Consider the following 23,849-nt stretch of genomic DNA (forward strand, 5'->3'; position numbering starts at 1 on the left):
CATGGCTAATACTACCGTTTAAATAACAGACCGAAACCCTAGCCCCGATTGGCGCGGCATCCTTTTTGGTTGCGGCGGAGCGAAGCGGAGCCGTAACCAAAAAGATATAGCAGAAAGCGGGATAAAGCTCCTTAAAAACAAAAAAACCGCTCATTTCTGAACGGTTTGTAATATTATGATCTGATTATTACCAGATTTTGATTCTGTCTGCAGGAGCTTTGTATAATTTGTCTCCAGCTTTTACATCAAATGCTTTGTAGAAAGCATCAACGTTGATAAGTGGTCCAAAACTTCTGAAATATCCAGGAGAGTGAGGGTCTGTTTTCACTTGGTTCACCATGTATTTCTCACTTGATAACGTTCTCCAAACTGTTGCCCAGCTTAGGAAGAATCTCTGATCTTGTGTAAATCCACTGATTGATCCAGGGTTTCCTTTATCTTTCAAGTACATTTGTAATGCATCGTAAGCGATGTTTACTCCACCTAAGTCAGCGATATTTTCACCGTTTGTGAAAGTTCCGTTAACGAAAGTTCCTTTTACCGGCTCATACTTGTCATATTGAGAAGCAAGAGCTTTAGTCGCTTTTTCGAAGTTAGCTTTGTCTTCCGGAGTCCACCAGTCAACCAAGTTACCATCTGCATCAAATTGTGCACCTGAATCATCAAATCCGTGGCTCATTTCGTGACCGATAACTGCACCAATTCCACCGAAATTAACAGCAGCATCAGCTTGTGGGTTGAAGAATGGAGGCTGAAGAATAGCTGCAGGGAATACGATCTCGTTGTTTACCGGGTTGTAGTAAGCATTTACAGTCTGTGGAGTCATTCCCCATTCTGTTTTGTCTACCGGTTTTCCGATTTTAGCTAAATCTTTGTTGTACTGCCATTCCGAAAGGTTCTGAAGGTTTGAATATAAATTTCCACCTTTAGATTCAGGAACGATTTCTAATTTAGAATAATCTTTCCATTTGTCAGGATAAGCAACTTTTACAGTGAATTTGTTCAGTTTTTCTGTTGCTTTAACCTTCGTTGTAGCAGACATCCAAGCTAGATTGTTGATGTGAACAGCAAAACTTTTCTTTAAGTAATCGATCAATTCAACCATTTGAGCTTTAGCTTCAGCAGGGAAATATTTTTCAACATATAATTTACCGAAAGCCTCACCCAGAGAACCATTGATTAACTCATATCCTCTTTTGTTAAGCGCTCTCTGCTCTTGTTGACCTCTTAAATATTTACCATAGAAAGCAAATTTCATGTTTCCAAGGTTTTCGCTAAGATAAGAAGCACTTCCGTGGATCATGTGGAACTTCAAATAATCCTTAATTACAGGAAGATTTTTAGCATTCACCAATTGATCAAAGTTTTTGTAATATCCGATTTCTCCGATGATTACTTTATCTGTAGTTACTCCAACTTTTTTAAGGTAAGCAGGAATATCAACACCCTTTACCAATGTTGAAAGCTCAGCCATTGTTCTTGGGTTGTACTGAAGCGTGTTATCACGGCTCTGCTCGTTCGTTAAATATGTTTTTGCGATGCTCTTTTCGTAATCAACGATTCCTTTCGCAGCAGCATCAGCATTTTTATATCCTAATTCTTTCAACATAGAAGCTACATATTTCTGATATTCAGCAATTGCTTCTGTGTTTTTTTCGTTTACTTTCTGGTAATAATCTCTTCCTAATCCTAAAGAAGCGTCACCTAAGTAAACAGCGTTCATTTTAGAATCTTTCAAATCTGCATCAACTCCCCATCCGTACAATGTGTTTTCTCCGTCTTTCGTTACAGAAATAAAGTAGTTTTGAAGGTCTGCAAGATTTTTAATTGCATCAATTTTGTTGATGTTTTCCTGGATAGGCTTAATTCCGTCTGCATTTCTCTTCTCCATGTTCATGTACGTTGCGTACAAATCCTGGATTTTTTTACCTTCGCTTCCGTCAGCAAATTTGTCCTTTAAAAGAGAGTTCAAGATCGTCATTGAATGATTATCCGTATCATCAGCCAATTTGTTGAAACTACCCCAAGTCGGTTTGTCAGAAGGGATCTTGGCAGTTTTCATCCAAGTTCCGCTTACGTAGTTATAGAAATCGTCTTGCGGACGTACAGATTTATCCATCAAACTAAGGTCTAAACCTTTGTCTGATCCTCCTTTTTCAGTAAGTGCCATTGCTGCTTTATTTGATTTAGACTGAGCCGACACTGTATTTAGTGAGCAAACTCCTGCTAATAGAAACAAAGAAAGTGTTAATTTTTTCATTATGATAACAATTTATACAATATGTATGTTCTTTTAATTATTTGTTACTTTTATTTGAACAAATTTAAAAAAATATCATGAAGTTGTAATTTCTTTAACGTTACCTGTTCTCTTTAGAAAGCCCCAAGATTGCATTTCACCCTTCAAAGCTCTTCTTAAGCTTCTGAATAACACAATATACATCAGCCATCTGTAACCAAATCTTTGTGGAATTACATACAGTAAATTTACCAATTTCTCTCTCTGCATCATAAAAGCAATGATCGCCAATGACCCATCTACCAAGAGAAATAATAAATAATAACTGAATATTTTTTCTCCGTTTCCTGATAAGATTCCAAAAAACATAATAACATCGGCAAGCGGCGAGAAAAACGGAATAATATACTGAAACAATAAAATATTCGGCATTGCCCAAAGTCCTAAACCTTTATATTTTGGATTTAAAAAGGTCTGTTTCTGTTTCCAGAACATCTGCATAATCCCGTAAGTCCAGCGAAAACGTTGTTTTAAAAACTGTTTTACTGTTTCCGGAGCTTCTGTTACAGCAACTGCTCTGTTTTCATTAGCAACAGTGTAACCTTCTCTTAAAATCTTCACCGTTATATCGCAATCTTCCGCCAATGTATCTGATGAATATCCTCCAACTTCATGAATTACGGCTTTTCTAAACGCTCCAATTGCTCCCGGAATTACGGTAATTGCATTAATATTAGCATACGCCAGTCTATCGAAATTCTGACTTGTTGTGTATTCTATGGCCTGCCATTTTGTTAACCAATTTACCTGATTTCCCACTTTCACATTTCCGGCTACGGCAGCGATCTTTTCTTCTGGATCTGCATTTAAAAATCTTCCGATAAGATGTTTTACAGCGTCTTGTTCAAGCTTCGTATCAGCATCTATGCAGACTACATATTCAGCGTCGGTTTGAGAAATTCCGAAATTTAAAGCAGTTGCTTTTCCGCCGTTGGATTTGCTGAATATTTTTAATTTTGGATGATTAGAAAACTCTGAACTTGCTTTTTCATATGTTAAATCTTTACTTCCATCATCCACCATGATGATATCAAAATTAGGATAGGTTTGTTTTAATAAATTTTTTAATGAAGAAACAATGTTCACCTCTTCATTGTAAGCAGGAACGATAATGGAAACCTTTGGATAAGATTCCAACACAGGAAAATCACCTAGCTTTTTCTCTTTTTTTCGTTCTTTGATAGCCCAATATGCCATCAGCAATAATCTGATCAATCCTAATCCGATGAAAATAGTGAAAAGTGCTACCAGAAAATGACTGATTCCATAAATCACCGTTGCCAACACCAAATTAAGCTGCATTACGTAATATGATCTCGTTTTAGGAACTTCAGGCATCAACTCGCTTTTACTTTTATGTAAAATACTTGAAAGATTGGTAAAATGATATCCTTGTTTTTGAAGCATCGGAATCAAAATTTTAAGCGCCTTTATCGTTTCTTCTCTCGTATCTCCGCCCGCATCATGAAGCAGAATGATATTTCCTCTCTCCTGTTTAATTCCTGCCAATACACGTTGTACGATCTGATCTGCTTTTATCCCCGGTTGCCAATCTTCCGGATCTATACTTTCTCCGATATCTAAATAATTCTGCTGTCTTGCCAACGCCACAGGAATAATCTCCTCAGAAGTCGTCGGCTCTGAATCGGCATTATAAGGTGCTCTGAATAAAATCGTGCTGTGCCCTGTGATACATTCTATCAATAATCTTGTCAGTTTTAATTCCAATAATGCTCTTTGAGGACTTACTTTTGCAACGTTCTCGTGCGTAAAAGTGTGATTTCCAATCTCGTGACCTTCTCTGTAAATTCTTTTTACCAGAGGAAGATTTCTTTCAGCATTTAATCCTATTAAAAAGAAAGCTGCGGGAACATGGTATTTTGATAAAACATCTAAAACCTGTGGCGTATAAGTCTCATCGGGGCCGTCATCAAAGGTCAGAACAAGCTCTTTTTGCGGAGCGCTTCCATATTTTTTAACCTCGTAAGAACTTGGATAAGTCACATAATTTTCATCAGTAATGATTTTTTCTTTGGGATCTACTTCCAATGAAATTTTTCCGTCATGAGGAGTGTTTAAAACATCCAAAACTTCACCGTCACCGATATAATCGACCATGGTTTGTCCCTTCACATTTTCTAACGTTTTAAAACTAAATTTCTGCATTCCTGCCGAAGAAAGATCCTTATCATAAAAATTCCAAAGCCTGCTGTCTTCACTTCCAAGTCTCCAGATTGCGGTTCCGGCCAGCGGATATTCAGAAGAAAAACGCATCGTATTGAAAATGGAAGTCGCATCGTTAAAAAATACAGTATGTACCTTTTTATTAGAGTCAGTATACGAATAATTTAAGTTAAAAGTATCATCATTAAAATTGATATAAGACTTGCTGGCATGAGCCTTTGTGATTGCCTGCATGTAGGTAACGGAAGTGTTGTCATCTTTGTTGGTGCTCCAGTCATATCCATAAGCTCCAAGCCCTAAAATAACTTTATTTGGTGTTGTTTTCTTTAAAATTTTACCGGTTTGTGCTTCGATCCATTTTTGAGAAGATATTGGTCCGGCATCGCTGTCAGAAGAATATTCATCATAAGCCATCAATACAAAATAATCTACGTAAGGATTTAGCTTTTCAATATTATAATCATCATTATCCGTCATCACATCCATTGCGACCAAAAGGTTATTCTGCTTGAACGTCAATGAAAGTTCCTGCATAAAATCAATAAGAAACTCATCAGAATCCAGATTCATATCTTCAAAGTCAATATTGATTCCTTTGAAATGAAATTTAACGCATTGTTGCGCCAGTTTTTGAATAAGTTTTGTTCTCAGTTGTTGACTTTTAAGAACTTTCCCCAATCCTTCGGAGCGGAATTCACGATCAGAGTTATTACTTAAGATCGGCATGGCTGCAACACCTGTTCTTTTAATAATTTTGTAACCTTCAGGGTCAACATTTGTTTTTAAATCTCCCGTTTTAGGATCTAGGAAAAACCATTCCGGAAAAACTAAATTGATATGTTTAATATTTCGCTTCAAAGACATCAAAGACTGCGGATCCCACGCTACATAGAACGCAGAACGAATTCCTCCCGGAAATTGTGACCAGCTTCTGTTTTGATTTTTAAGTCTTTCGGCTCTTGCTTTTTCAATTTTTGAAAGACTGGTATGAATTGTTTTTTCTGAAATAAAACTTCTGAACCCTTTATATTCTTTCGATATTTTATTTTCCTGAAGATACGGTTTAGCCGCTGTAATAATAGATTTATAATCTTCTTTGAAAGGAATTTTCGGACTTTTATCCAATTTCATCATCACCCCTAACGCCAAAAACAGCAGTATTGCAATGAAGATAAAAATACGAGATCCCCACTGCACATTTCTCCAGCGTTTCTTGTTATTGGTTTGAAAAATTTGGTTTGATTTTTCCACTTTCTTACATTTTCGGATTCAATGTCAAAAAGCGTGAAAAAGTATATAAAATTTAATTAAAAAAAAATTAAAAATTAATTGGTTCTTACTCATTTATAAGTATTCCCACCAAATCCTGTAGAATTTTCTGTGATACAAAATTCATAAAATCCAGCCTTTCCAGATGTGGCATGTATAATTTTGAACTATGCTCTTTATCATTCACCCTGATAGAATAGAAAACGGTTCCAATATCTTTTCCGTCCTCTCCTTTTCCGGGGCCTGCAACTCCGGTTGTAGACAGGGAAATATTCGTATCAAATAAAACCTGACAACCTTTTGCCATTTCCTGAGCGACTTGTTCACTTACAACAGTAAATTCGTCAACCGTTTCTTTTTTAACCTTTAAAATCTCAATTTTCTTTTCTGTGGCATACGGAATAATTCCGCCCAGAAAATATTTTGAACTTCCTGAATTTGAAGTAATCATTTTTGCCAATTCTCCTCCTGTACAACTTTCAGCAGTTGAAATCGTTAATTTTCTTTCAATTAAAAGTTCACCAAGAATTTTTTCAATTTTATCCTCAGTTGTGGCGATTACATTATCCTTAATTAAAGGTAGTAGTTTTTGAATCTCTTCTTCTAATTGTTGTTTTAAATAAACTTCATTTTCTCCTGTGGCAGTCAGTCTCAACTTAACTCTTGTTCCGATTGGAAGATAGGATAATGCTAAATTTTCAGGAAGAGCAAGTTCCCAATTTTCAATCGTATCTGCCAAAATACTTTCAGGAATTCCCACAACAGAAATAATTCTTGTAGTGATGTAATTAAGACTATATTTCTCCTTTAAATAAGGAACAATCTGATCTTTAATTAAAGGTTTTACTTCATAAGGAACGCCCGGAAGACTGAAACATAATTTCCCATCCTGCTCCATCATCATACAAGGTGCTGTCCCAAAATTGTTTTGAAAAACCGTAGATTTTGTAGGAACAAAGGCCTGTTCGCGATTTCTTTCCAGAATTTCCAGTCGACCTCGTTTTTCCATATACGTTCTTAAATGCTCAAAAGTAACCTCATCCAATGCAATTTCATCATTGAAAAATTCGGCAAGCGCTTTTTTCGTTTTATCATCTCTGGTTGGACCTAGACCGCCCGTCGTAATGATCAAATCTCCAATTTTAAAAGCCTCTTTTAAAGTGTTTTTAATGGTTTCAATTTCATCTGAAATAGTGAAAATTTGTGAGACTTGTACGCCTATATTTTTAAGTTCAGTAGCAATAAAATTAGAATTGGTATCAACAGTATTTCCCGAAAGGATCTCGTCTCCAATAGTAATAAGAACAGCTTTTTCCATATTTTAATTCTTGAAAAAATTCTGCTACAAATGACGGAAAATTCTGTGTAGTGAACAAAAGAAAACGATTTTTTATATCTTTGGTTTGAACTGTTTAAAACTATAATTAAAAATTATGTCTAAATATGATGATGCTTCATGGCATTATGGAGGAGATTTTCCTGAAGGGCTTCCTTCTAAAAACGGCGCAACGCATACAGGAATGTTTCTGAACTGGTGCATTCACAACAACTTGCATTCTGAAGAAATGAAAGAAGATTTCAAAGATGAAATTGAAAGTTTAAAAAGAAGAGAGATTACCGGAGCAGAATTTCTTCTCGAAGTATGTGACGGAAAATTCACCGAACACGAGCTAAATGATCTTGGAAATAGCTTTGCAAAAGATTATTATGTGGATGAAACAGATTTTGCCGATAAATTCAGTTCTTTTGCCACAGATTATATTAATATTTTTGACAGCAAAGCCGAGGAAAGTGATTACGAATATGAAACATTCTATCACATTGAAGATACGTATGAAAATTATGACTTGATGAAACTTGCCATTGATCATCGTTTTGAGGAATGGAAGGAGTATAAATCTTAGTGCTGAGTTGTTGGTTAAACGCTAAGGCGCAAGGATTTTTATCTTCGATAAAATTTATTGTGTGTACTTATACACAAAGTTTGTCATTCTGGAAGAATCTCTACTACACAAGATAAAACTTGGTTTAGATTCCTGCGGAATGACAAACTTTATGGGATAATCTTAATGATACAAAAGTTTGAACCATTAAGTTATATTAAGAGTTTAAGAAAAGTTAAGTTTAACTTTGTTTTAAGGAGACTGCTTCGTCGCTACACTCCTCGCAATGGCTGTTAATCATGTTTTACCCAGATTAATTCACCTGTATTGTAACCAATTTTCTTAGCTTTTTCTAGAAAACGTTGTTTGATGCTTTCGGGGATTTCTTTGGTTCGGGATAGAATCCAGATATATTTTAAGCTACTTCCGGCAATCAGTGCATATTGATAATTTTCATCGATATCAATCACATTATATCCCGCCCAAATGGGTTTAAAAAATGAAACTTTCAATCGGGCTTCGGTTTTATCTTTTACAAATTTGGCTTCACCAATTGACTCTTTCCATTCTTTTTTGATGTAATCGTATCCTTTATTATCTACTCGGATTGTGCCATTCGGATTTTGAGAATAAGTCGCGGTAACATTATCCATATTCTTCTCGAATCTATAGTCGAAACGAGCAATCTCGTACCACTTTCCTAAATATTTATCTGCATTAAAATGAGTAACCGCTGTTGCGCCTTTAGGAATTCCTGCTGAACATGAATTAAGAATAATTAAACCCAAAATTCCCAACGAGACGGGAATGGCAATTTTCTGAATATTTTTCATAATAATATAAATTTCGTGGTTATTGTAAAAGCTTCAAAAATAATGCCTGAAAAATTTTATTGCTAATTTGTGAAATGGTATTAATTTTAACGCAAAGTGCACAAAGTTTTTTTTTAAAACGACTAAATGCTTTTAAGATCACAAAGGCGTTTCACTTAGCGAAGATCACAATTTTTTTAAATAATTATTAGTTAAGAAAAAACCTTCAAAAAGTTATCTTTAAAACTTCCGGAAACCTCAATTTCCGTACTATCAGAAAGCGTTGCTGTGCCACTTTTATGGTAAGATTTTACAAAATTGGTATTGATAATATGAGAACGGTGAACTCTTACAAAAGGGTTTTCCAGCAAGTCATCAAAATGCTTTAGAAATCTGCAGACCATCTTTTTAGAACCGTCCGTAAGATAAACCTGTGTGAAATTTCCATCTGCCTGAAGTCTTACAATATCTTCCGTTTTTACAACATCAAAGCCTTGTAATGTGGGAAGGATTAATTGTTGTTTTTCGGGTTTTAACTTTAAATTTTCAAGAAGAATCTTATTACGGTTAAGCTCATCTTTATTTTCGATATTTTCTGCGACTTTATTCACCGCTACAATAAGCTCCTGAATATCTATTGGCTTTAAAATATAATAACTCGCCGATTTATTCAATGCCTGTAAAGAATACTGTGAAAACGCTGTAATAAAGATCGTTTCATAGGAAAATTCTTTTGTTGCTTCCAACACATCGAAAGCGTTTCCGAAAGGCATTTCTACATCAAGGAAAACGAGTTGAGGTTGCTTTTCAGCGATCAAAGGAACTGCTTCTTTTATATTTTCTGCTTCACCTAAAATTTCAACTTGCGGACAATATTTTGTAATGTAGTTCCTCAAAACTTCTCTTGCGATAAGCTCGTCGTCTACGATTATGGCTTTTATTTTCATTTTTTTAGGGTTTAGGAAATAAAAATTAGGAGGGATTAGGGTTTAGGAATTAGCTAAATGTTGAACGCTTACAATTGACTGTTCACTTTTTCACAATTTATAGCTTACTTCAACCAAAACTCCCGGCTCAGTTTTTTTATCCGTGATTTTACATTGAATATCGCGATTGTATAAATCATTTAACAAAGTGATTCTTTCAAGCGTATTTTTCATTCCGCGGCCTTCTCTGTTTTTTTGGTGTTCCGTCTTTTGCTTTTTGCTTTCTTCAATTCCGATTCCATTATCTTCAATGATGATTTTTAGGTTTTGATCGTCTTTTTCAAAACTTAATTTTAAAAAACCTTTGGTGATTCTGTAACGTAATCCGTGCCAGATCGCATTTTCTAAAAATGGTTGCACCAACATTCCGGGAACTTGAAGACTGTGCATATTCAGATTTTCATCAAACTCAATTTCATAATCAAACTTGTCTGAAAAACGAGTTTTTTCCAATGCGAGATAATTTTGAAGTAAATCCAATTCCTGCTGAAACGGAATAAAATCTTCCGTAGAATTTTCCATCACGCCGCGCATCAGTTTTGAAAATTTGGTTAAGTATTGGTTCGCTTCCAGTTCATTATTCATTGCAATGAAATGATTTACACTATTTAAACTGTTAAAAATAAAGTGTGGATTCATCTCTCTACGAAGCGATTGCAACGCGATTTTTTTATTTTTGATCTGAACTTTTTTTAATGTTCTGAAAATAAAAACAATCAATACCGTCAGCAAAATTAAAACTCCGATCAGGCTGTAATTAAAGACATTTTTCTTGCGAATTAACTCGTCCTTTAATTCTCTTTCTTTTTCTAATTGAGAAATTCTCTGTTCGGTATCTTCCAGAACTTTATTATCTACCAAACTTCGGTCTTTAGAAACTAAATTCGGTAATTTTCCAAGAAAATCTCTGTACAATTGAACGGAAGCATCCGTATTATTTGAAGTATTATAAAGACTGTCGAGCCTTTTGACGCTCTTCTGAGCTTCCAAAGTATGGCCTTTTTCCAGTGCAATTTCGTACGCTCTCTTTAATAATTTGATAGCTTCTTCCGCATCATCTTTTTTGATATAAATATCCGCCAATTCTTGAATTTGATTGACTTTTTCCTGAGAATTATCTTGAACGAAATCTTCTTTCAAGACTTTCTTTTTCGCTTCAATTGCTTTGTCGAAATTTTTATTTTCAACGTAAAATTTGGTCAGTTTCTGATTAATTTCCAATGCTTGCTGAGGTGCTCCTTTTTTAGAAACCTGATAGGCGTTATTTAAGTTTTCCTCCGCTCTTGGAATATCTTTTTGCTGAATATTTACATCTGCCATTTGACTGTAACTCGCCGCAAGATCTTCTTTTTCATTCGCTTTTTGACTAAGATCAATATTATTCTGAATTGCTTCGGCTTTCATATCCTGCGAGGGAGCAGAAAGTCTTGCCGCATCATTAGAATTAACCGCTTTACTTTTTGATGAATAATTAACTTCCGCAGCACGGCTATAATTACTGATCGCAGGAGTGATTTTATTTTGCTTTTCCTGTGACTGAGCCAATTTTCGAGTTACTTTTTCGATGTTGGGTTTATCGTTGAGCTGTTCGTAGATATTTTTAGATTTAATAAAATATTCTTCACCTTTCGCAAAATTCCCGTTATTGAAAAATGATTCCCCGATATTGTAGTAAGAATCGGCTTGTGCAGAGATGTCTTTATTATCAACTGCTTTCTTTAGCTTTTTACTTTCAGTCACAACTTCCTGCGCAACATTTGTGGTTTGAGAATAGAATTTATTCCCAGAGCAGATCAAAAAAAGAAGTACAAAAAGTTGAAGCATTTTCATAAAACAAAGATATACATATATATAGTTTGCTCAAAAACTATTCACCAAGTGAAATTGGTCACTCACCAAGTTTTCATCATTAAAAATCTGATATAAAGTCATTTAGTAAAATAAAATTGAAACTGAGTTAACATTAACAGAATCTGCTTTCCTTACATTTGTAATACACCCAATTACCATGAAAAAAATCTTTATTTTCTCCTTTTTAATTATTCTGTTTCTCCAAAGCTGTTCATTTCTTGAACAAAATAAATTTATTGAAACAAAAGTGATTTCAAGCGATCTCAACGAGCAAATTATCTACAAGTTTTACCATCTGGGAATCAACAAATATAAGGTTGATTTTTATTCGGTTCATCAGTCAGATTCTACTAAATTATTCGAGCATTTCAGTAACGATGCATTGTTTAGTTCAAATATTTATAAAATTTCTCAGAGTAAAAATGAGATCGTTATAAGTACACAACTATTTTCTAAAGAAAAGAAATTGATTACTCCAAATGGCAAATCTATTATTCTGACAAACAGATAAAAGCCGCTTTTCATTGAACAAGAACCCTCACCAAGTGAAACGCTCTGTTCACCATTTACACTATTTTTTCAAATGATTCCGTGATTAAGTTTGTGGCATAATTTAAACTTAATCATTATGAAAAACATTTTTATTTTAAACAAAAATCTATTATTTATTGCAATTCTTACAGCTTTTACTTTTCTGAATACAAAAGCTCAGGTCGGAGGAAATCAAATCTACAGAAACCCTAATCAGTACGATCGTCCTATAAAAACTTTTACCGAAACCAATAACAATTATTACACGACAGATTCCACTTTGGTAATCAATGTAAAAGTATTGATGAATCAGACTGCGGATAAATACAAAATCATTCTTGGAGTAAATGAGGAGGCTTTAACGCCTAAAAAATCAATTGAAGGAATTAATCAAAGAATCAATGGTTTTATTAAAAAAATATCCTCTTTAGGTATTAAAGAAAGTAATGTTTTTGTCGATTTCATTTCACAGACTAAAATTTACGATTATGATATTGATTCCAATCAAAACACGGTTACTCAAAAAAATAAAGGGTTTGAAACCAAGAAAAACATCATTATTACGGTAGATAAATATCCCCTGATTGAAAAAATCATTTACGAGGCTTCTGATTTTAAGATTTATGATGTTATCAAAGTAGATTATATAAACGCGGATATCGATAAGATTCAGGAAAATCTTTTAAAAGAAGCTTATTCTGTTTTAGATAAAAAGAAAGACAATTATTTCAATTTATTTAAAAAAGATATTATTGGAAGCCCAACAGCGAATTCAGGATTCTCTTATATATTTCCCAAAAGTCAATATCAAAATTATTCTGCTTTTGAAAGCTCGGATGTAAGCTATATGAGCAACAGATACGATGTTTCATACATTAGAAAAGAAGAAAGAAAAGCAAAAACGTATTATTATGAAGGAACAGATTATTCTGGTTTTGATAAGGTGATTAATGAAAGTAACCCCGAAGTTGGAATTCAGTATATCCTAAGCCTTACCGTAAAATATGACCTGAAAAAAAATAAAAAATAGTCTTACTCAAAACTTCACCAAGTGAAAACCTAATTTCACCAAGTCTTCCGATTTCACGCTCTAAATGTGCCTAATTTTACTCTAGAAGTTTAAAATTTAAAACAAGAAATTATGAAATTAGGACATTTTTTAATGATCGGATTACTAACATTTGGAAATCTGATCAATGCACAGGAAATCAAGAAAAATGTAATTGAAGTAACGGGAGTTGCTGAAATGGAAGTAGAACCGGATGAAATCATCTTTAACATCGGCATCAAAGCTGACAATAAAAATCAGCTCGCAGACAACGAAAAGCTTTTATTTGAAACGTTGAAAAATGATGGAGTGAAAAATGAAGATATCAAATTCAAATCGATGTATCAAAATCTTTACTCTAAAACAACGAAGTTTACGAAAAGTTTTCAGTTTAAAGTAAATGCAAAAACCAATGTGAGTAAGCTTTTTGAAGATTTGAACCAAAAATGGGTAAGCAATCTGAATATCGCAGAAATCAAGAATACAAAAATTGCAGATTTCAGAAAGACGGTTAAAATAAATGCGTTGAAAGCTGCCAGAGAAAAAGCAGATTATCTGTTGGAAAGCATCGGTAAAAAGACAGGAACTCCGCTTGAGATCGTAGAAGTTGAAGACTATATGAGCGATTCAGTTCTTCCTGTAGCCTACAAAAGCAGAATGGCCAATCTACAAATGGAAGCTGCTGACGCGGGAGTAGATTATTCTTTCGATAACATTGAAAACATCAAGCTGAAATACAGCATCAAAACCAGATATGAGATTCTTTAATTAACAGATTTAAGAGACAGTTCGAAAGGGCTGTCTTTCTTTTTTTAGTCAATTGCAAAGTTCACCAAGCGAAAATGCCATTTCACCAAGTTTACGAATTTTCAGCATTTAATTCAGATAATTTTACGGTAGGAATTTAAAGTAATACACTATGAAACGTTATTTAATACTACTCATTTTTTCAATTTCACTTTTTAAAGCTCAGGAAATAAAAAAGGAGATTGATGTAAAAAAGGCAACGATATTTTTGCAGGGTGCAAAAGTTTTTGGAAGCACCAATGTAAGTTTACAGAAAGGAAGAAATATGGTAAAAATTATCAACCTTCCCAACGATATTGATGAAAATACCTATAAAATAAACCTTGAAAAAAATACGACTCTTCTATCAATCACTCCACAAAGTAATTTTCTGAAGAATGATGAATTATCTGAGGGTGAGAAAAAATTAGAAACTGAAAGAAAAAAATTGCAAAGACAGGTTAGTCTTTTAAATATTCAGATTTCAAATTTATCGGGTGAACAGAATATTATTAAGGATAATTTAAAGATTTCAGACAGCAATAAAGTTACACCTCAGGAACAGCTTATCAAGCTCACTGAATTTTACAGAAAAAGAATGCTTGAAATTGATAATCAGGTATTTCTTCTGAACGAACAAAAAACTATTTTGGATGAAAGTATTGCAAAGATCAACAAACAGTTTACAGAAGAACAAACTCATAAAAACACCAATAAAAAAGAACTTTTACTTGAAATTTTAGCGGATAAAGAAACGAATTTGGATTTAGGTATAAGTTATATCGTTTCCAATGCAGGTTGGATTCCGTCTTATGATTTGAGAGCTGAGTCTACAAAAAAACCTCTGGAAATGGTTTATAAAGGAAAAATCTACCAGAAAACTGGACAAGATTGGAATAATGTAAAGCTTTTCGTTTCGACCTACAGACCTTCGTATAATCAAAACAGACCTATTCTATCTCCGCTTTACGTTGCTGAATACAAGGCATACAATCCGGAAACTGAAGTTGCTGATTATAAAATGAAAAAGGTATCGGCGGAAGTCAATTCTTATCAAATGAGAGATGATGTTGCAAAACCAAGTCAGATTCCTGTGGCAACTGTTTCTGATAATCAAATGAATGTGATGTATGAATTGAAATACAACCAGACCATTGTAAGTCAGGAAAAAGAACAATACGTAATTCTCGACAAAAAAGAAATTGATGCAACTTATAAATATCACGTAGTTCCAAAGTTGAATAATCAGGTTTTCCTGATGGCTTTTATTAAAAACTGGCAGAATCTCAACCTTATTTCTGGTGAAGCAAATATCTATTTCGAAGACAATTATATCGGAAAAACCAATATTACAAGCAATTATGTGAAAGATGAATTCCCGATTTCTCTTGGCGTCGACGAAAGAATTAATGTGAAAAGGATAAAACTGGAAGATAAAACCGCTCAAAAGAATTTCAACATCAATAAATGGGAAACAGAATCATACCAAATAAGCATCAGAAACAACACCAAAGAAAACATTGAACTCGAAATCCTGGATCAGCTTCCTATCAGCGAAAATTCTAAAATTTTAGTGAAAACTTTAGAGATCGGCGACGGAAATCTTGATGAAAAAACCGGAAGTATTCTTTGGAACAGAAAAGTCGGCAGCGGAGGTTCAGATAAAATTAATTTCTCTTATGAAGTGAAATATCCGAAAGAAATGCAAATTCAATATTACAGCAGATAACCCCATAAAATATTAATTATGACAACTTTAAAAATCTTAACATTAGCGATAGGAACAGTGGCTTTTTTAAGCGCTCAAAACCCTTCACAAGTTGGCTGTATCAAAAGAAATCCTACAGTTACAGCGCAAAGAAATTTCGTTCAAAATGAAGATCCGAAACCATCAATTATCAGCAAAGACAATAAAATTCAGGTTGCCTTGTTGTTGGATACTTCAAACAGTATGGACGGATTGATCGATCAGGCAAAATCCAGACTTTGGAATATCGTGAATACTTTGACGACTTTAAAATACAGCGGACAGCCTCCACAGATAGAAATTGCCCTTTACGAATACGGAAATGATGGATTGAAAGATGAAAATTACATCAGACAGGTCACTCCTTTAACGCAGGATTTGGACTTAGTTTCAGAAAAATTATTTGCTTTGAGAACCAATGGCGGAAGCGAATATTGTGGAGCCGTTATTCGTGATGCATCCATGAATCTGAATTGGGACAAAAATGATAAAAGCATGAAACTGATTTATATTGCAGGCAATGAACCTTTTGATCAGGGAAAAATCAATTATAAAGAAGTAATTTCTACCGCAAAAACAAAGAAAATTTATACAAATACGATCTTTTGTGGAAACAGAGATGAGGGAATTCAATCGTTCTGGCAAAACGGAGCTTCTTTGGGTGACGGAAAATATTTCAATATCGACAGCGACAGAAAAGTGATGTACATTGAAACTCCTTATGATGTAAGAATTTCAGAATGTAACGCAAAACTGAATGACACTTATATTTATTATGGAAGCAGAGGTTCAGAATATAAAACCAAACAGATCGCTCAGGATAAAAACGCTGAGGTACAGTCCGCTGCCAATGCTGTTGAGAGAACGGTAGCCAAATCTAAAAAAAATGCTTACAATAATGAGCATTGGGATTTGGTTGACCGTGCCGAAAAAGACGCTAATTTTATTACAACCGTAAACGAAGATGAGCTTCCTGCCGAATTAAAGGGAAAAAGCAAAGAAGAAGTGAAAAAAGCAGTTGCCGTAAAATCTGCTGCCCGCGATAAAATTCAGAAAGAAATTGAGGAATTATCTAAAAAACGTCAGGATTTTATTGATGCTGAAATGAAAAAACGCGGAAGCGCAGATTCCGACGACCTTGGAAAAGCTATTGAGAAATCTATTCTTGAATTGGCTAAAAGAAACGGATATAGTTCTTAATTGTTAGAAAAGCTGCCTGAATTGGGCAGCTTTTTTTGAGTTTCGGGCTTCGGCTTCGCCGAAGCCCGAAACCTTATTATTAATTTGATGGTGGCTTCGAGAACCTCAGTCACCAAATTTTATCTTCCAAACTTAAAATATCTGGACAAAAGATGTTTTTTATTTTTCATAAACTGAGAAGCCATTTCCATTCCGGTGACAGAAAAAGTGATTCCGTTTCCGCCAAAACCTAGAACAAAATAGGAGTTTTTAAATTTTGGATGTTCACCAATATATGGAAGTCCGTCTTTCGTTTCGCCGAAAGTTCCGGCCCAGACAAAGTCAGTGTAAAAATGATAATCGGGTTTTATTTTCTTTAAAACTTTTAAAATTTCTTTTTCTTTTTTGTCGAGTAAAGCATCGCGTTTTTCAGGATTTTGAAAATCTTCATCACCGCCACCGATCAGCATTCTGCCGTCATCGGTTGTACGCATGTAAATATAGGGTTCATCGGTATTCCAGACCAGTGTGTCGGTTATATTTTTGAATTTATCATGATCAATTTCAGAAACGACTGCGAACGTACTTTTTAAATCAACAAAGTCTTCTTTAATTAAATCTTTACTTTCGTAACCAATACAATAAATGATTTTTTTCGCTTTTATCTGAGGACCGTTTGTTGTGGAAACCAAATTATATCCTTTCAAATATTTAACCGATTTCATTTCCGTTTTATCGAAAATTTTTAATCCTTTTTTCACATTTAAATCAAATAATTCATGAGCAAATTTAAAAGCATCGATACTCGCACCCTGCTTTGAAACAATGCCTCCAAAAGTGTTTTCAAAACCGAATTTATCTAAGATTTCTTTGGATTCAAGCCATTTTATATCAAAACCTGCCTCTTTTCGGGCTTCAAATTCCTTTTTCAACCAAGAAACATCTTTCTTTTTTGATGCGAAGTATAAAGATTTTTTTCGCTTAAAACCAGCTTTAGATTTAATCTTTTTGGTCAGTTTTTCAATATTGTCTATTGAATCTGAACAGGCTTTATAACTTGCAATTGCACCCTTCTCTCCTATCTTTTCAATCAATTCATAAAGAGGAACATCTATTTCATACTGCAACATAGATGTTGTTGCTGAGGTACTTCCGTTGCAAATTTCACGTTTATCAATAAGAATTGTTTTGTAGCCATCTTCTACCATTTGATGGGCAATTAAACTTCCTGTAATTCCGCCGCCGATAATTAAGATATCACATTCTTCATCAGATTTCAGTGATGGATATGAGGTCATTAATCCGTTTTTTAAAAGCCAAAATGGTTCATTAGATTTTAAATCCATATTAATATTTTAAATCAATTATAGCAATAATTATGACTTTTTTAACTATTCCTAAATATTTGTGGTTTAATTATTGTTATTTAACATAATCTCAAACCACACTAAAATATATACTATGATAACGATTATTCCAGAAGCTCCGGAAAATGTTGCGGCGTTCAGCGCCACGGGCGAAATCACAAAAGAAGATTTTGAAAATCTTGTCATTCCTCATGTGAATAAAAAAATTGAAGAATTCGACGAGCTTAATTATCTCCTCTATCTCGATACCGATCTTGGTAATTTCACTGCGGGAGCATGGTTGCAGGATATGCTTTTAGGCTTAAAAAATCTAACTAAATGGAACCGAGCCGCCATTGTAACGGATAAAGAAGGTGTACAGAACTTCACCGATATCTTCAGTGTTCTAATGCCTGGCGAATTCAAATCTTTCCCGAAAGAAAATCTATATAACGCTTTGTATTGGTGTAAAAACGGAAATGAAGTCGAAGTTTAATTCAAATCCTTCATTTAATATTCAACACTCATTAAAAAATTAAATAATATGAAACCCAATTTAGGTATTACAGACAAAAACCTGAAAGCTATTCATGGTATTTTAAATAACGTTCTCGCAGACGGGAACATTCTTTACATTAAACTAAGAAAATTCCACTGGAATTTATCAGGTGATAATTTCATGGAACTTCATTTACTTTTTGAAGCTCAATATACTGCTGTTGCTCAAAGTATCGATGATGTTGCAGAAAGAATCAGCACGTTGGGAGGAACCGCAATTGGAACGACTTCCGAATTTGCAAGCGAATCTCAATTAAAAGAAACTCCGGGAAAAGTCCCTACCAATCAGGAAATGCTGAAAGAATTGGTAAGCGATCACGAATCAATTGTAAGAGCGCTGAGAAAGTTTGTGGACGATACAGACGAAAAATATAAAGATGCAGGAACCTCCGACTTTTTAACCGAACTGATGCAAGAGCATGAAAAAATGGCTTGGAAACTCAGAAAATATTTCAAAGATTAAATCTAAAACAAAAAAGAGAAGCAAATTGCTTCTCTTTTTTGTTATTTATCACATGGAACGCATTCCACATTGAGTTTTTCAGATTTTGATGATCGATACAGATACATGTATCGGATGCTTATGATTAATCCGATCAACGTCATTCCAACGCCAACCAATGAAGGATAATTGAATGATAGTCCATGCTCCAAAGGAATTCCACCAAAGAAAGCACCCATCGCATTTGCAATATTGAAAGCTGCCTGCATAAAAGCGGCTGCCATCATTTCACTTTTTGGTGCTGCTTTCATCATCATGATGTTAATTGGTGCAGCGACAGACATTGATAAAGCTCCGCAAATAAAGGTTAAACCTAAAGCCAAACTTTGATATTCAGAAAGGAAAAATACACCCGCTAACGAGATCATCATTAAGAAAAGTAATAATGAACAGGTTTTTTCAGGACCCAATTTATCTGATAAAAATCCGCCTGCTAAGTTCCCGACAACCATTCCGGCTCCGGCAAGAATCATTACGTAAGCCATCTGACTGCTTTGAATTCCTGCAACAACAGTCATTAAAGGTGTGATGTAACTAAACCAAGTGAAAAGCCCTCCAAAACCAATTGCTGTAATCATTAATACCAACCAAGCCTGTTTTCCTTTGAGGAATTTCAACTCTTCTAAGAAATGGGTATCTTCATTTTTATCCATTGCAGGAAGCCAAAGTTTTAATGAAACTAAAGCTATCAAACCAATGACGGCAACAATCGCAAAGTACCATCTCCAGTGAAAAGTATGTCCAATATAAGTTACCAACGGAACCATCGCGAGATTGGCCACCGTAAGTCCTGTAAACATTAATGATATGTAAAATGCTTCCTTCCCTTTTCCGGCAAGTCTTGATGCAACGACAGTTCCCACTCCGAAAAATGCTCCGTGAGGAAGGCCAGACAAGAATCTGATAATCAACATTGATGTATAATCAGGCGCAATAGCCGATAAAGCATTGAATATTGTAAAGATGACCATCAATGCCATCAATACTTTTTTAGGTGGAAATTTTACTGAATAGCCTATTAATATTGGTGCTCCAACAACGACTCCCAACGCATAAGCAGAAATCAAATGTCCTGTTTCCGGAATTGTGATTTGTAACGTTTTTGCAATATCAGGCAGCAACCCCATCACCGTAAACTCTGTAGTTCCGATCCCCAATCCACCTATTGCGAGTGGAATTATCCTTTTATCAATCATCCCGATATTATTTATATATTTTAAAGATGCAAAATTCGCAAGAAATAATCTTTTATACTTTAACTGAAATGATATAAATTTGCTCTGTATTAACCTTTTTAGTTAATTTTAAAATCATAATCAATCAAAACAGAACCTAATGAAAATCCAGAAAGAGATCATTTCATTTGAAGACGGAAAATCTTTTAAACTGTTTTCACCCTCCCTGAAAAATTGTTTTTTCTGGCATTATCACCCTGAAATAGAGCTTGTTTATGTAGAAGCATCAAACGGAATCCGTCATGTCGGGAAAAATATTTCTGATTTTAAGGAAAGTGAATTGCTGTTAATAGGTTCCAATGTTCCTCATCTTAATTTTGATTATAAAATACAAACTGAATGCAAACAGCTGGTTTTGCAAATGCGCGAAAATTTCCTGCAAGACCTTATCTTTCCTGTTCCTGAATTTGAAAATATCAAACATCTTTTAGACCGTTCTTATCTCGGATTATCTTTTTGCGGTGAAGCGAAAAAAATTGTTGTCGAAAAACTTCATCGCATGAAAGATGAAAATTCTTTCGAATCTTTAATTGGTTTAATTGAAATTTTAAACATTCTCGCAAATTCAGATGAAGTAAAAGAACTCAACAGTGAAGACACCCGAATAAAATGGTTTTTGAATGATAAAATCAGAATGGGAACTATTTACGATTACATCAATGAAAATTACGATAAGAAAACCAACGTCAATGAAATTGCACAAATTGTAAGTTTGAGTACTCCTGCTTTTTGTCGATATTTTAAAAAACAAACCAATATGACTTTCACTGATTTTGTGAATAATTACAGAATTAATCAAGCTAAATTATTGTTGCTCCAAAATTCCTGTATTACGGAAATTTGTTTTCAGGTGGGTTTTGAAAGTCTTTCTTATTTTAATAAATTATTTAAACAGCATGTGGGAGAAACGCCCTCGGAGTTTAAAAAGAAGCATTTGAATAAGGTTGAAGGCATGATTTAATTTTAAATTCATTACCTATAAAGTCTTTATACATAAAGTTTGTCATTCCCTAGGAATCTCAACAAAGTAAAGTAAAAGTATAGATTCCTCCGGAATGACAAACTGGGTGGTAACAATTCTGTTTGAGATTACTTCGTCGCTGCGCTCCTTGCAATGACAATAAAAAAATCGCTCCGAAAACGAAGCGATTTATATTTTTTAGTGAATATGTTTTTCTGCGTGGTAAGAACTTCTTACAAGAGGCGAACTTTCAACATGTCTGAAACCTAAACTTCTTGCAAAATCTCCGTATTCATCAAATTCTTCCGGAGTAATGAATTGTTTAACAGGTAAATGTTTTTTAGTCGGCTGTAAATATTGACCTAAAGTGATAATATCTACATTTGCATTTCTGATGTCTTCAATCGTTTGGAAAACCTCATCTTTCGTTTCTCCTAAACCAAGCATCATACCAGTTTTGGTTCTTCTTTGTCCGGCTTCTTTCAGATATCTTAAAACCTCAAGACTTCTTTCATATTTCGCCTGAATTCTCACTTCTCTTGTCAGACGTTTTACGGTTTCCATGTTGTGAGAGATCACTTCCGGAGCTACATCAACTAATCTGTCGATGTGTTTTGTTAGCCCTTGAAAATCAGGAATCAAAGTTTCCATCGTAGTTCCCGGAGAAATTCGTCTTACAGCATTTACAGTTTCACCCCAAAGGATTGATCCCATATCTTTCAAATCATCACGGTCAACAGACGTAAGAACAGCATGTTTGATCTTCATTAATTTGATTGAACGTGCAACTTTTTCAGGTTCATCCCAGTTTACATCCATTGGTTTTCCGGTTTTTACCCCGCAAAATCCACAACTTCTCGTGCAGATGTTTCCTAAGATCATGAAAGTTGCTGTTCCTTCTCCCCAGCATTCACCCATATTTGGGCAGCTTCCACTCTGGCAAATCGTGTTTAATTTATATTTATCAACCAAAGTTCTCAATTCTCTGTAATTTTTTCCGGTAGGAAGTTTTACACGAATCCATTTTGGTTTTTGAACGGTAGTATCTTGAACTAAATTTTCCATTTATTTCTCAAATTGAAGGTTCAAAGTTAAGGATTTTTTTATCGAAACAATCAAACACCGACATTGATAGAACAGATAATTTTGTAAATTTAAACCTTAATATTTCCTATGAAGACTACATTTTGCTTTCTATCTATTATTTTCAGTACGTTTTGTTTTGCTCAAAAAGAATTTCAGCCGAAAGGTTCAGAGATTATTGAAACTGTTGATGGAGATCTGGACGGCGACAATATTCCTGAAAAAGTTATTATTTATAATACAAAAGATACCACTGACTACGGAAATATCCGTGAACTTCAGATTCTGAAAAAAGTTAACGGAAAATGGACCGTTTTGGAGAAATCCAGAAATGCTGTTCTGAGTAGTAATGCCGGCGGAATGATGGGAGATCCTTATCAAAATACTGAAATAAAAAAGGGAATTTTGGAGATCACTCAAGCAGGAGGAAGCAGTTGGAAATGGGGTTATACCGATAAATACAGGTTTCAGAACGGTCATTTTGAATTGATCGGTTATTCTTCTAGCAGCGGAAAGCCAGAGGAATATTGGACGGATGTGGATTTTAACCTTTCAACCGGACAATTAAAATTCGAAAAAGAAGTTGAAAATACTCAAGAATACGGAAAATCTAAAAATGAAACTTTTATTAAAAAAGGATTGAAAATTAATCTTCAAAATAGAAATTTGGAGGAACAGAGAAAAATTATACTTCCTAAAACGAAAGAGACTGTTTATTTTTAATTACTATATAGATTTTACGCTCCACTTCGTTCCGCTCTGAATGGCAAACTGAGCGTTTAAAAGTTTATAATAATTAATTATCATCAAACTCATTATTTTTCAATAATTCAGCAAGAACTTTTTTGGCGCGCATTACTCTTACTTTCGTGTTGGCAACGGAAATCCCCAATTCTTCTGCGATTTCTTTGATACTTTTTTCTTCAAAGAATCTTAATTTGATAATATCCTGATAATTAGCATCCAAAGATTCAATGGTTTTGATGATCTTTTTTTGCTCTTCATTGGAGATCATTAATTCTTCGGGAGATTTTGCGTATTGATTTTTTACCTCATCCAGATTTTCGGTCGGGTCTTGGTTTTCTCTTGATTTTTTTCGCCAGAAATCGATAATTGTATTTTGAGCGATCGTTAAAATCCAGGTTTTAAACTGAAAATGTGGATCAAACAGATCTAGTTTCGATAATACTTTTGAGAAAACATTCACCGTAATTTCGTCTGCATCATTTTCATCCCCAACTTTCTTCATCACAAAAGAGAAAACATCCACCCAAAAAACATTAATGAGTTTGGTTTGAGCTTTCTGGTCTTTTTCCTTTGCTTTGTTGATGAGCAGGAATAATTGTTCGTCGTTCATTACTAACAAATATAATTTATTTTAGGTAAAAAGGCAAATTTCATTTCGTGTAGAATGGCAAAATTTGTAATGAACGAGATTGTTTGAAAAGAACGACCACAACCCTAGCCCAGATTGCAGCGGCATCCTTTTTGGTTGCGGGCGGAGCGAAGCGAAGCCCGTAACCAAAAAGATATAGCGAAAAGCTGGAAATAGCTTCTAATAAATATAAATGATAAGCGATCAATGGTTA

General features: G+C 34.3%; 20 protein-coding genes. 10 read left to right on the forward strand and 10 right to left on the reverse strand.

What is annotated here, in order from left to right:
- Positions 1–187 precede the first annotated feature (187 nt).
- The 3 genes from AC1Q7L_RS11185 to AC1Q7L_RS11195 form a co-directional block, all read right to left on the reverse strand.
- Entirely contained in the window at positions 188–2,260 is a 2,073-nt protein-coding gene (locus AC1Q7L_RS11185; protein ID WP_410693902.1) for a M13 family metallopeptidase, read from the reverse strand.
- Between the two features lie 75 nt (positions 2,261–2,335).
- Positions 2,336–5,734 carry a polysaccharide deacetylase family protein gene (locus AC1Q7L_RS11190; RefSeq protein ID WP_492306031.1) on the reverse strand — a complete coding sequence of 1,133 codons (3,399 nt, stop codon included), beginning with the start codon at positions 5,732–5,734 and terminating at the stop codon, positions 2,336–2,338.
- Between the two features lie 85 nt (positions 5,735–5,819).
- Positions 5,820–7,070, reverse strand: a complete 1,251-nt coding sequence (locus AC1Q7L_RS11195) for a CinA family nicotinamide mononucleotide deamidase-related protein (RefSeq protein WP_492306032.1) — start codon at positions 7,068–7,070, stop codon at positions 5,820–5,822.
- A 115-nt stretch (positions 7,071–7,185) separates the two neighbouring features.
- Between AC1Q7L_RS11195 and AC1Q7L_RS11200 the strand changes: the two genes are divergently transcribed.
- Positions 7,186–7,656, forward strand: coding sequence for a DUF7832 domain-containing protein (locus AC1Q7L_RS11200; protein WP_492306033.1), 471 nt, complete (start codon positions 7,186–7,188; stop codon positions 7,654–7,656).
- 272 nt (positions 7,657–7,928) lie between these two features.
- On the opposite strand, the gene AC1Q7L_RS11205 is transcribed toward AC1Q7L_RS11200, so the two are convergent.
- The 3 genes from AC1Q7L_RS11205 to AC1Q7L_RS11215 all read right to left on the reverse strand — a co-directional run bounded on the left by AC1Q7L_RS11205 (position 7,929) and on the right by AC1Q7L_RS11215 (position 11,263).
- Positions 7,929–8,468, reverse strand: coding sequence for a lipocalin family protein (locus tag AC1Q7L_RS11205; protein ID WP_492306034.1), 540 nt, complete (start codon positions 8,466–8,468; stop codon positions 7,929–7,931).
- Between the two features lie 191 nt (positions 8,469–8,659).
- A complete protein-coding gene (locus AC1Q7L_RS11210) occupies positions 8,660–9,394 on the reverse strand; it encodes a LytR/AlgR family response regulator transcription factor (RefSeq protein WP_054510225.1) in 735 nt (244 codons plus the stop codon).
- A gap of 90 nt (positions 9,395–9,484) precedes the next feature.
- Positions 9,485–11,263, reverse strand: coding sequence for a tetratricopeptide repeat-containing sensor histidine kinase (locus AC1Q7L_RS11215; protein WP_492306035.1), 1,779 nt, complete (start codon positions 11,261–11,263; stop codon positions 9,485–9,487).
- A gap of 178 nt (positions 11,264–11,441) precedes the next feature.
- On the opposite strand from AC1Q7L_RS11215, the gene AC1Q7L_RS11220 reads away from it, so the two are divergent.
- The 5 genes from AC1Q7L_RS11220 (at position 11,442) to AC1Q7L_RS11240 (ending at position 16,596) form a co-directional block, all read left to right on the forward strand.
- The gene (locus AC1Q7L_RS11220; protein WP_492306036.1) at positions 11,442–11,795 is read left to right on the forward strand and encodes a hypothetical protein; all 354 of its coding nucleotides are present in this window, start codon (positions 11,442–11,444) and stop codon (positions 11,793–11,795) included.
- Positions 11,796–11,912: 117 nt separating this feature from the next.
- On the forward strand, positions 11,913–12,845 hold the full coding sequence (locus AC1Q7L_RS11225; protein WP_492306037.1) for an SIMPL domain-containing protein: 933 nt from the start codon (positions 11,913–11,915) through the stop codon (positions 12,843–12,845).
- Positions 12,846–12,956: 111 nt separating this feature from the next.
- The gene (locus AC1Q7L_RS11230) at positions 12,957–13,631 is read left to right on the forward strand and encodes an SIMPL domain-containing protein (protein WP_492306038.1); all 675 of its coding nucleotides are present in this window, start codon (positions 12,957–12,959) and stop codon (positions 13,629–13,631) included.
- 151 nt (positions 13,632–13,782) lie between these two features.
- The gene (locus tag AC1Q7L_RS11235; protein ID WP_492306039.1) at positions 13,783–15,378 is read left to right on the forward strand and encodes a DUF4139 domain-containing protein; all 1,596 of its coding nucleotides are present in this window, start codon (positions 13,783–13,785) and stop codon (positions 15,376–15,378) included.
- An 18-nt stretch (positions 15,379–15,396) separates the two neighbouring features.
- Positions 15,397–16,596, forward strand: a complete 1,200-nt coding sequence (locus tag AC1Q7L_RS11240) for a VWA domain-containing protein (RefSeq protein ID WP_492306040.1) — start codon at positions 15,397–15,399, stop codon at positions 16,594–16,596.
- A 119-nt stretch (positions 16,597–16,715) separates the two neighbouring features.
- On the opposite strand, the gene AC1Q7L_RS11245 is transcribed toward AC1Q7L_RS11240, so the two are convergent.
- A complete protein-coding gene (locus tag AC1Q7L_RS11245) occupies positions 16,716–17,921 on the reverse strand; it encodes an NAD(P)/FAD-dependent oxidoreductase (RefSeq protein WP_492306041.1) in 1,206 nt (401 codons plus the stop codon).
- Between the two features lie 115 nt (positions 17,922–18,036).
- On the opposite strand from AC1Q7L_RS11245, the gene AC1Q7L_RS11250 reads away from it, so the two are divergent.
- Both AC1Q7L_RS11250 and AC1Q7L_RS11255 read left to right on the forward strand, forming a co-directional pair.
- Entirely contained in the window at positions 18,037–18,417 is a 381-nt protein-coding gene (locus AC1Q7L_RS11250) for a SpoIIAA family protein (protein ID WP_492306042.1), read from the forward strand.
- Between the two features lie 48 nt (positions 18,418–18,465).
- Positions 18,466–18,942: a Dps family protein gene (locus tag AC1Q7L_RS11255; RefSeq protein WP_410693919.1), complete on the forward strand. Its 477-nt coding sequence runs from the start codon at positions 18,466–18,468 to the stop codon at positions 18,940–18,942.
- Between the two features lie 41 nt (positions 18,943–18,983).
- Here AC1Q7L_RS11255 and AC1Q7L_RS11260 read toward each other — a convergent pair whose 3' ends face one another.
- Positions 18,984–20,177, reverse strand: coding sequence for an MFS transporter (locus AC1Q7L_RS11260; protein WP_228394346.1), 1,194 nt, complete (start codon positions 20,175–20,177; stop codon positions 18,984–18,986).
- 139 nt (positions 20,178–20,316) lie between these two features.
- Between AC1Q7L_RS11260 and AC1Q7L_RS11265 the strand changes: the two genes are divergently transcribed.
- Positions 20,317–21,177, forward strand: a complete 861-nt coding sequence (locus AC1Q7L_RS11265) for an AraC family transcriptional regulator (RefSeq protein ID WP_492306043.1) — start codon at positions 20,317–20,319, stop codon at positions 21,175–21,177.
- 198 nt (positions 21,178–21,375) lie between these two features.
- On the opposite strand, the gene lipA is transcribed toward AC1Q7L_RS11265, so the two are convergent.
- Entirely contained in the window at positions 21,376–22,242 is an 867-nt protein-coding gene (gene lipA, locus AC1Q7L_RS11270) for a lipoyl synthase (protein ID WP_123983460.1), read from the reverse strand.
- A 108-nt stretch (positions 22,243–22,350) separates the two neighbouring features.
- On the opposite strand from lipA, the gene AC1Q7L_RS11275 reads away from it, so the two are divergent.
- The gene (locus AC1Q7L_RS11275) at positions 22,351–22,983 is read left to right on the forward strand and encodes a hypothetical protein (protein ID WP_492306044.1); all 633 of its coding nucleotides are present in this window, start codon (positions 22,351–22,353) and stop codon (positions 22,981–22,983) included.
- Positions 22,984–23,056: 73 nt separating this feature from the next.
- On the opposite strand, the gene AC1Q7L_RS11280 is transcribed toward AC1Q7L_RS11275, so the two are convergent.
- The gene (locus AC1Q7L_RS11280; RefSeq protein WP_066750970.1) at positions 23,057–23,617 is read right to left on the reverse strand and encodes an RNA polymerase sigma factor; all 561 of its coding nucleotides are present in this window, start codon (positions 23,615–23,617) and stop codon (positions 23,057–23,059) included.
- Positions 23,618–23,849 lie beyond the last annotated feature (232 nt).

The sequence above is a fragment of the Chryseobacterium sp. GW823-FHT05E08 genome (assembly GCF_058795655.1).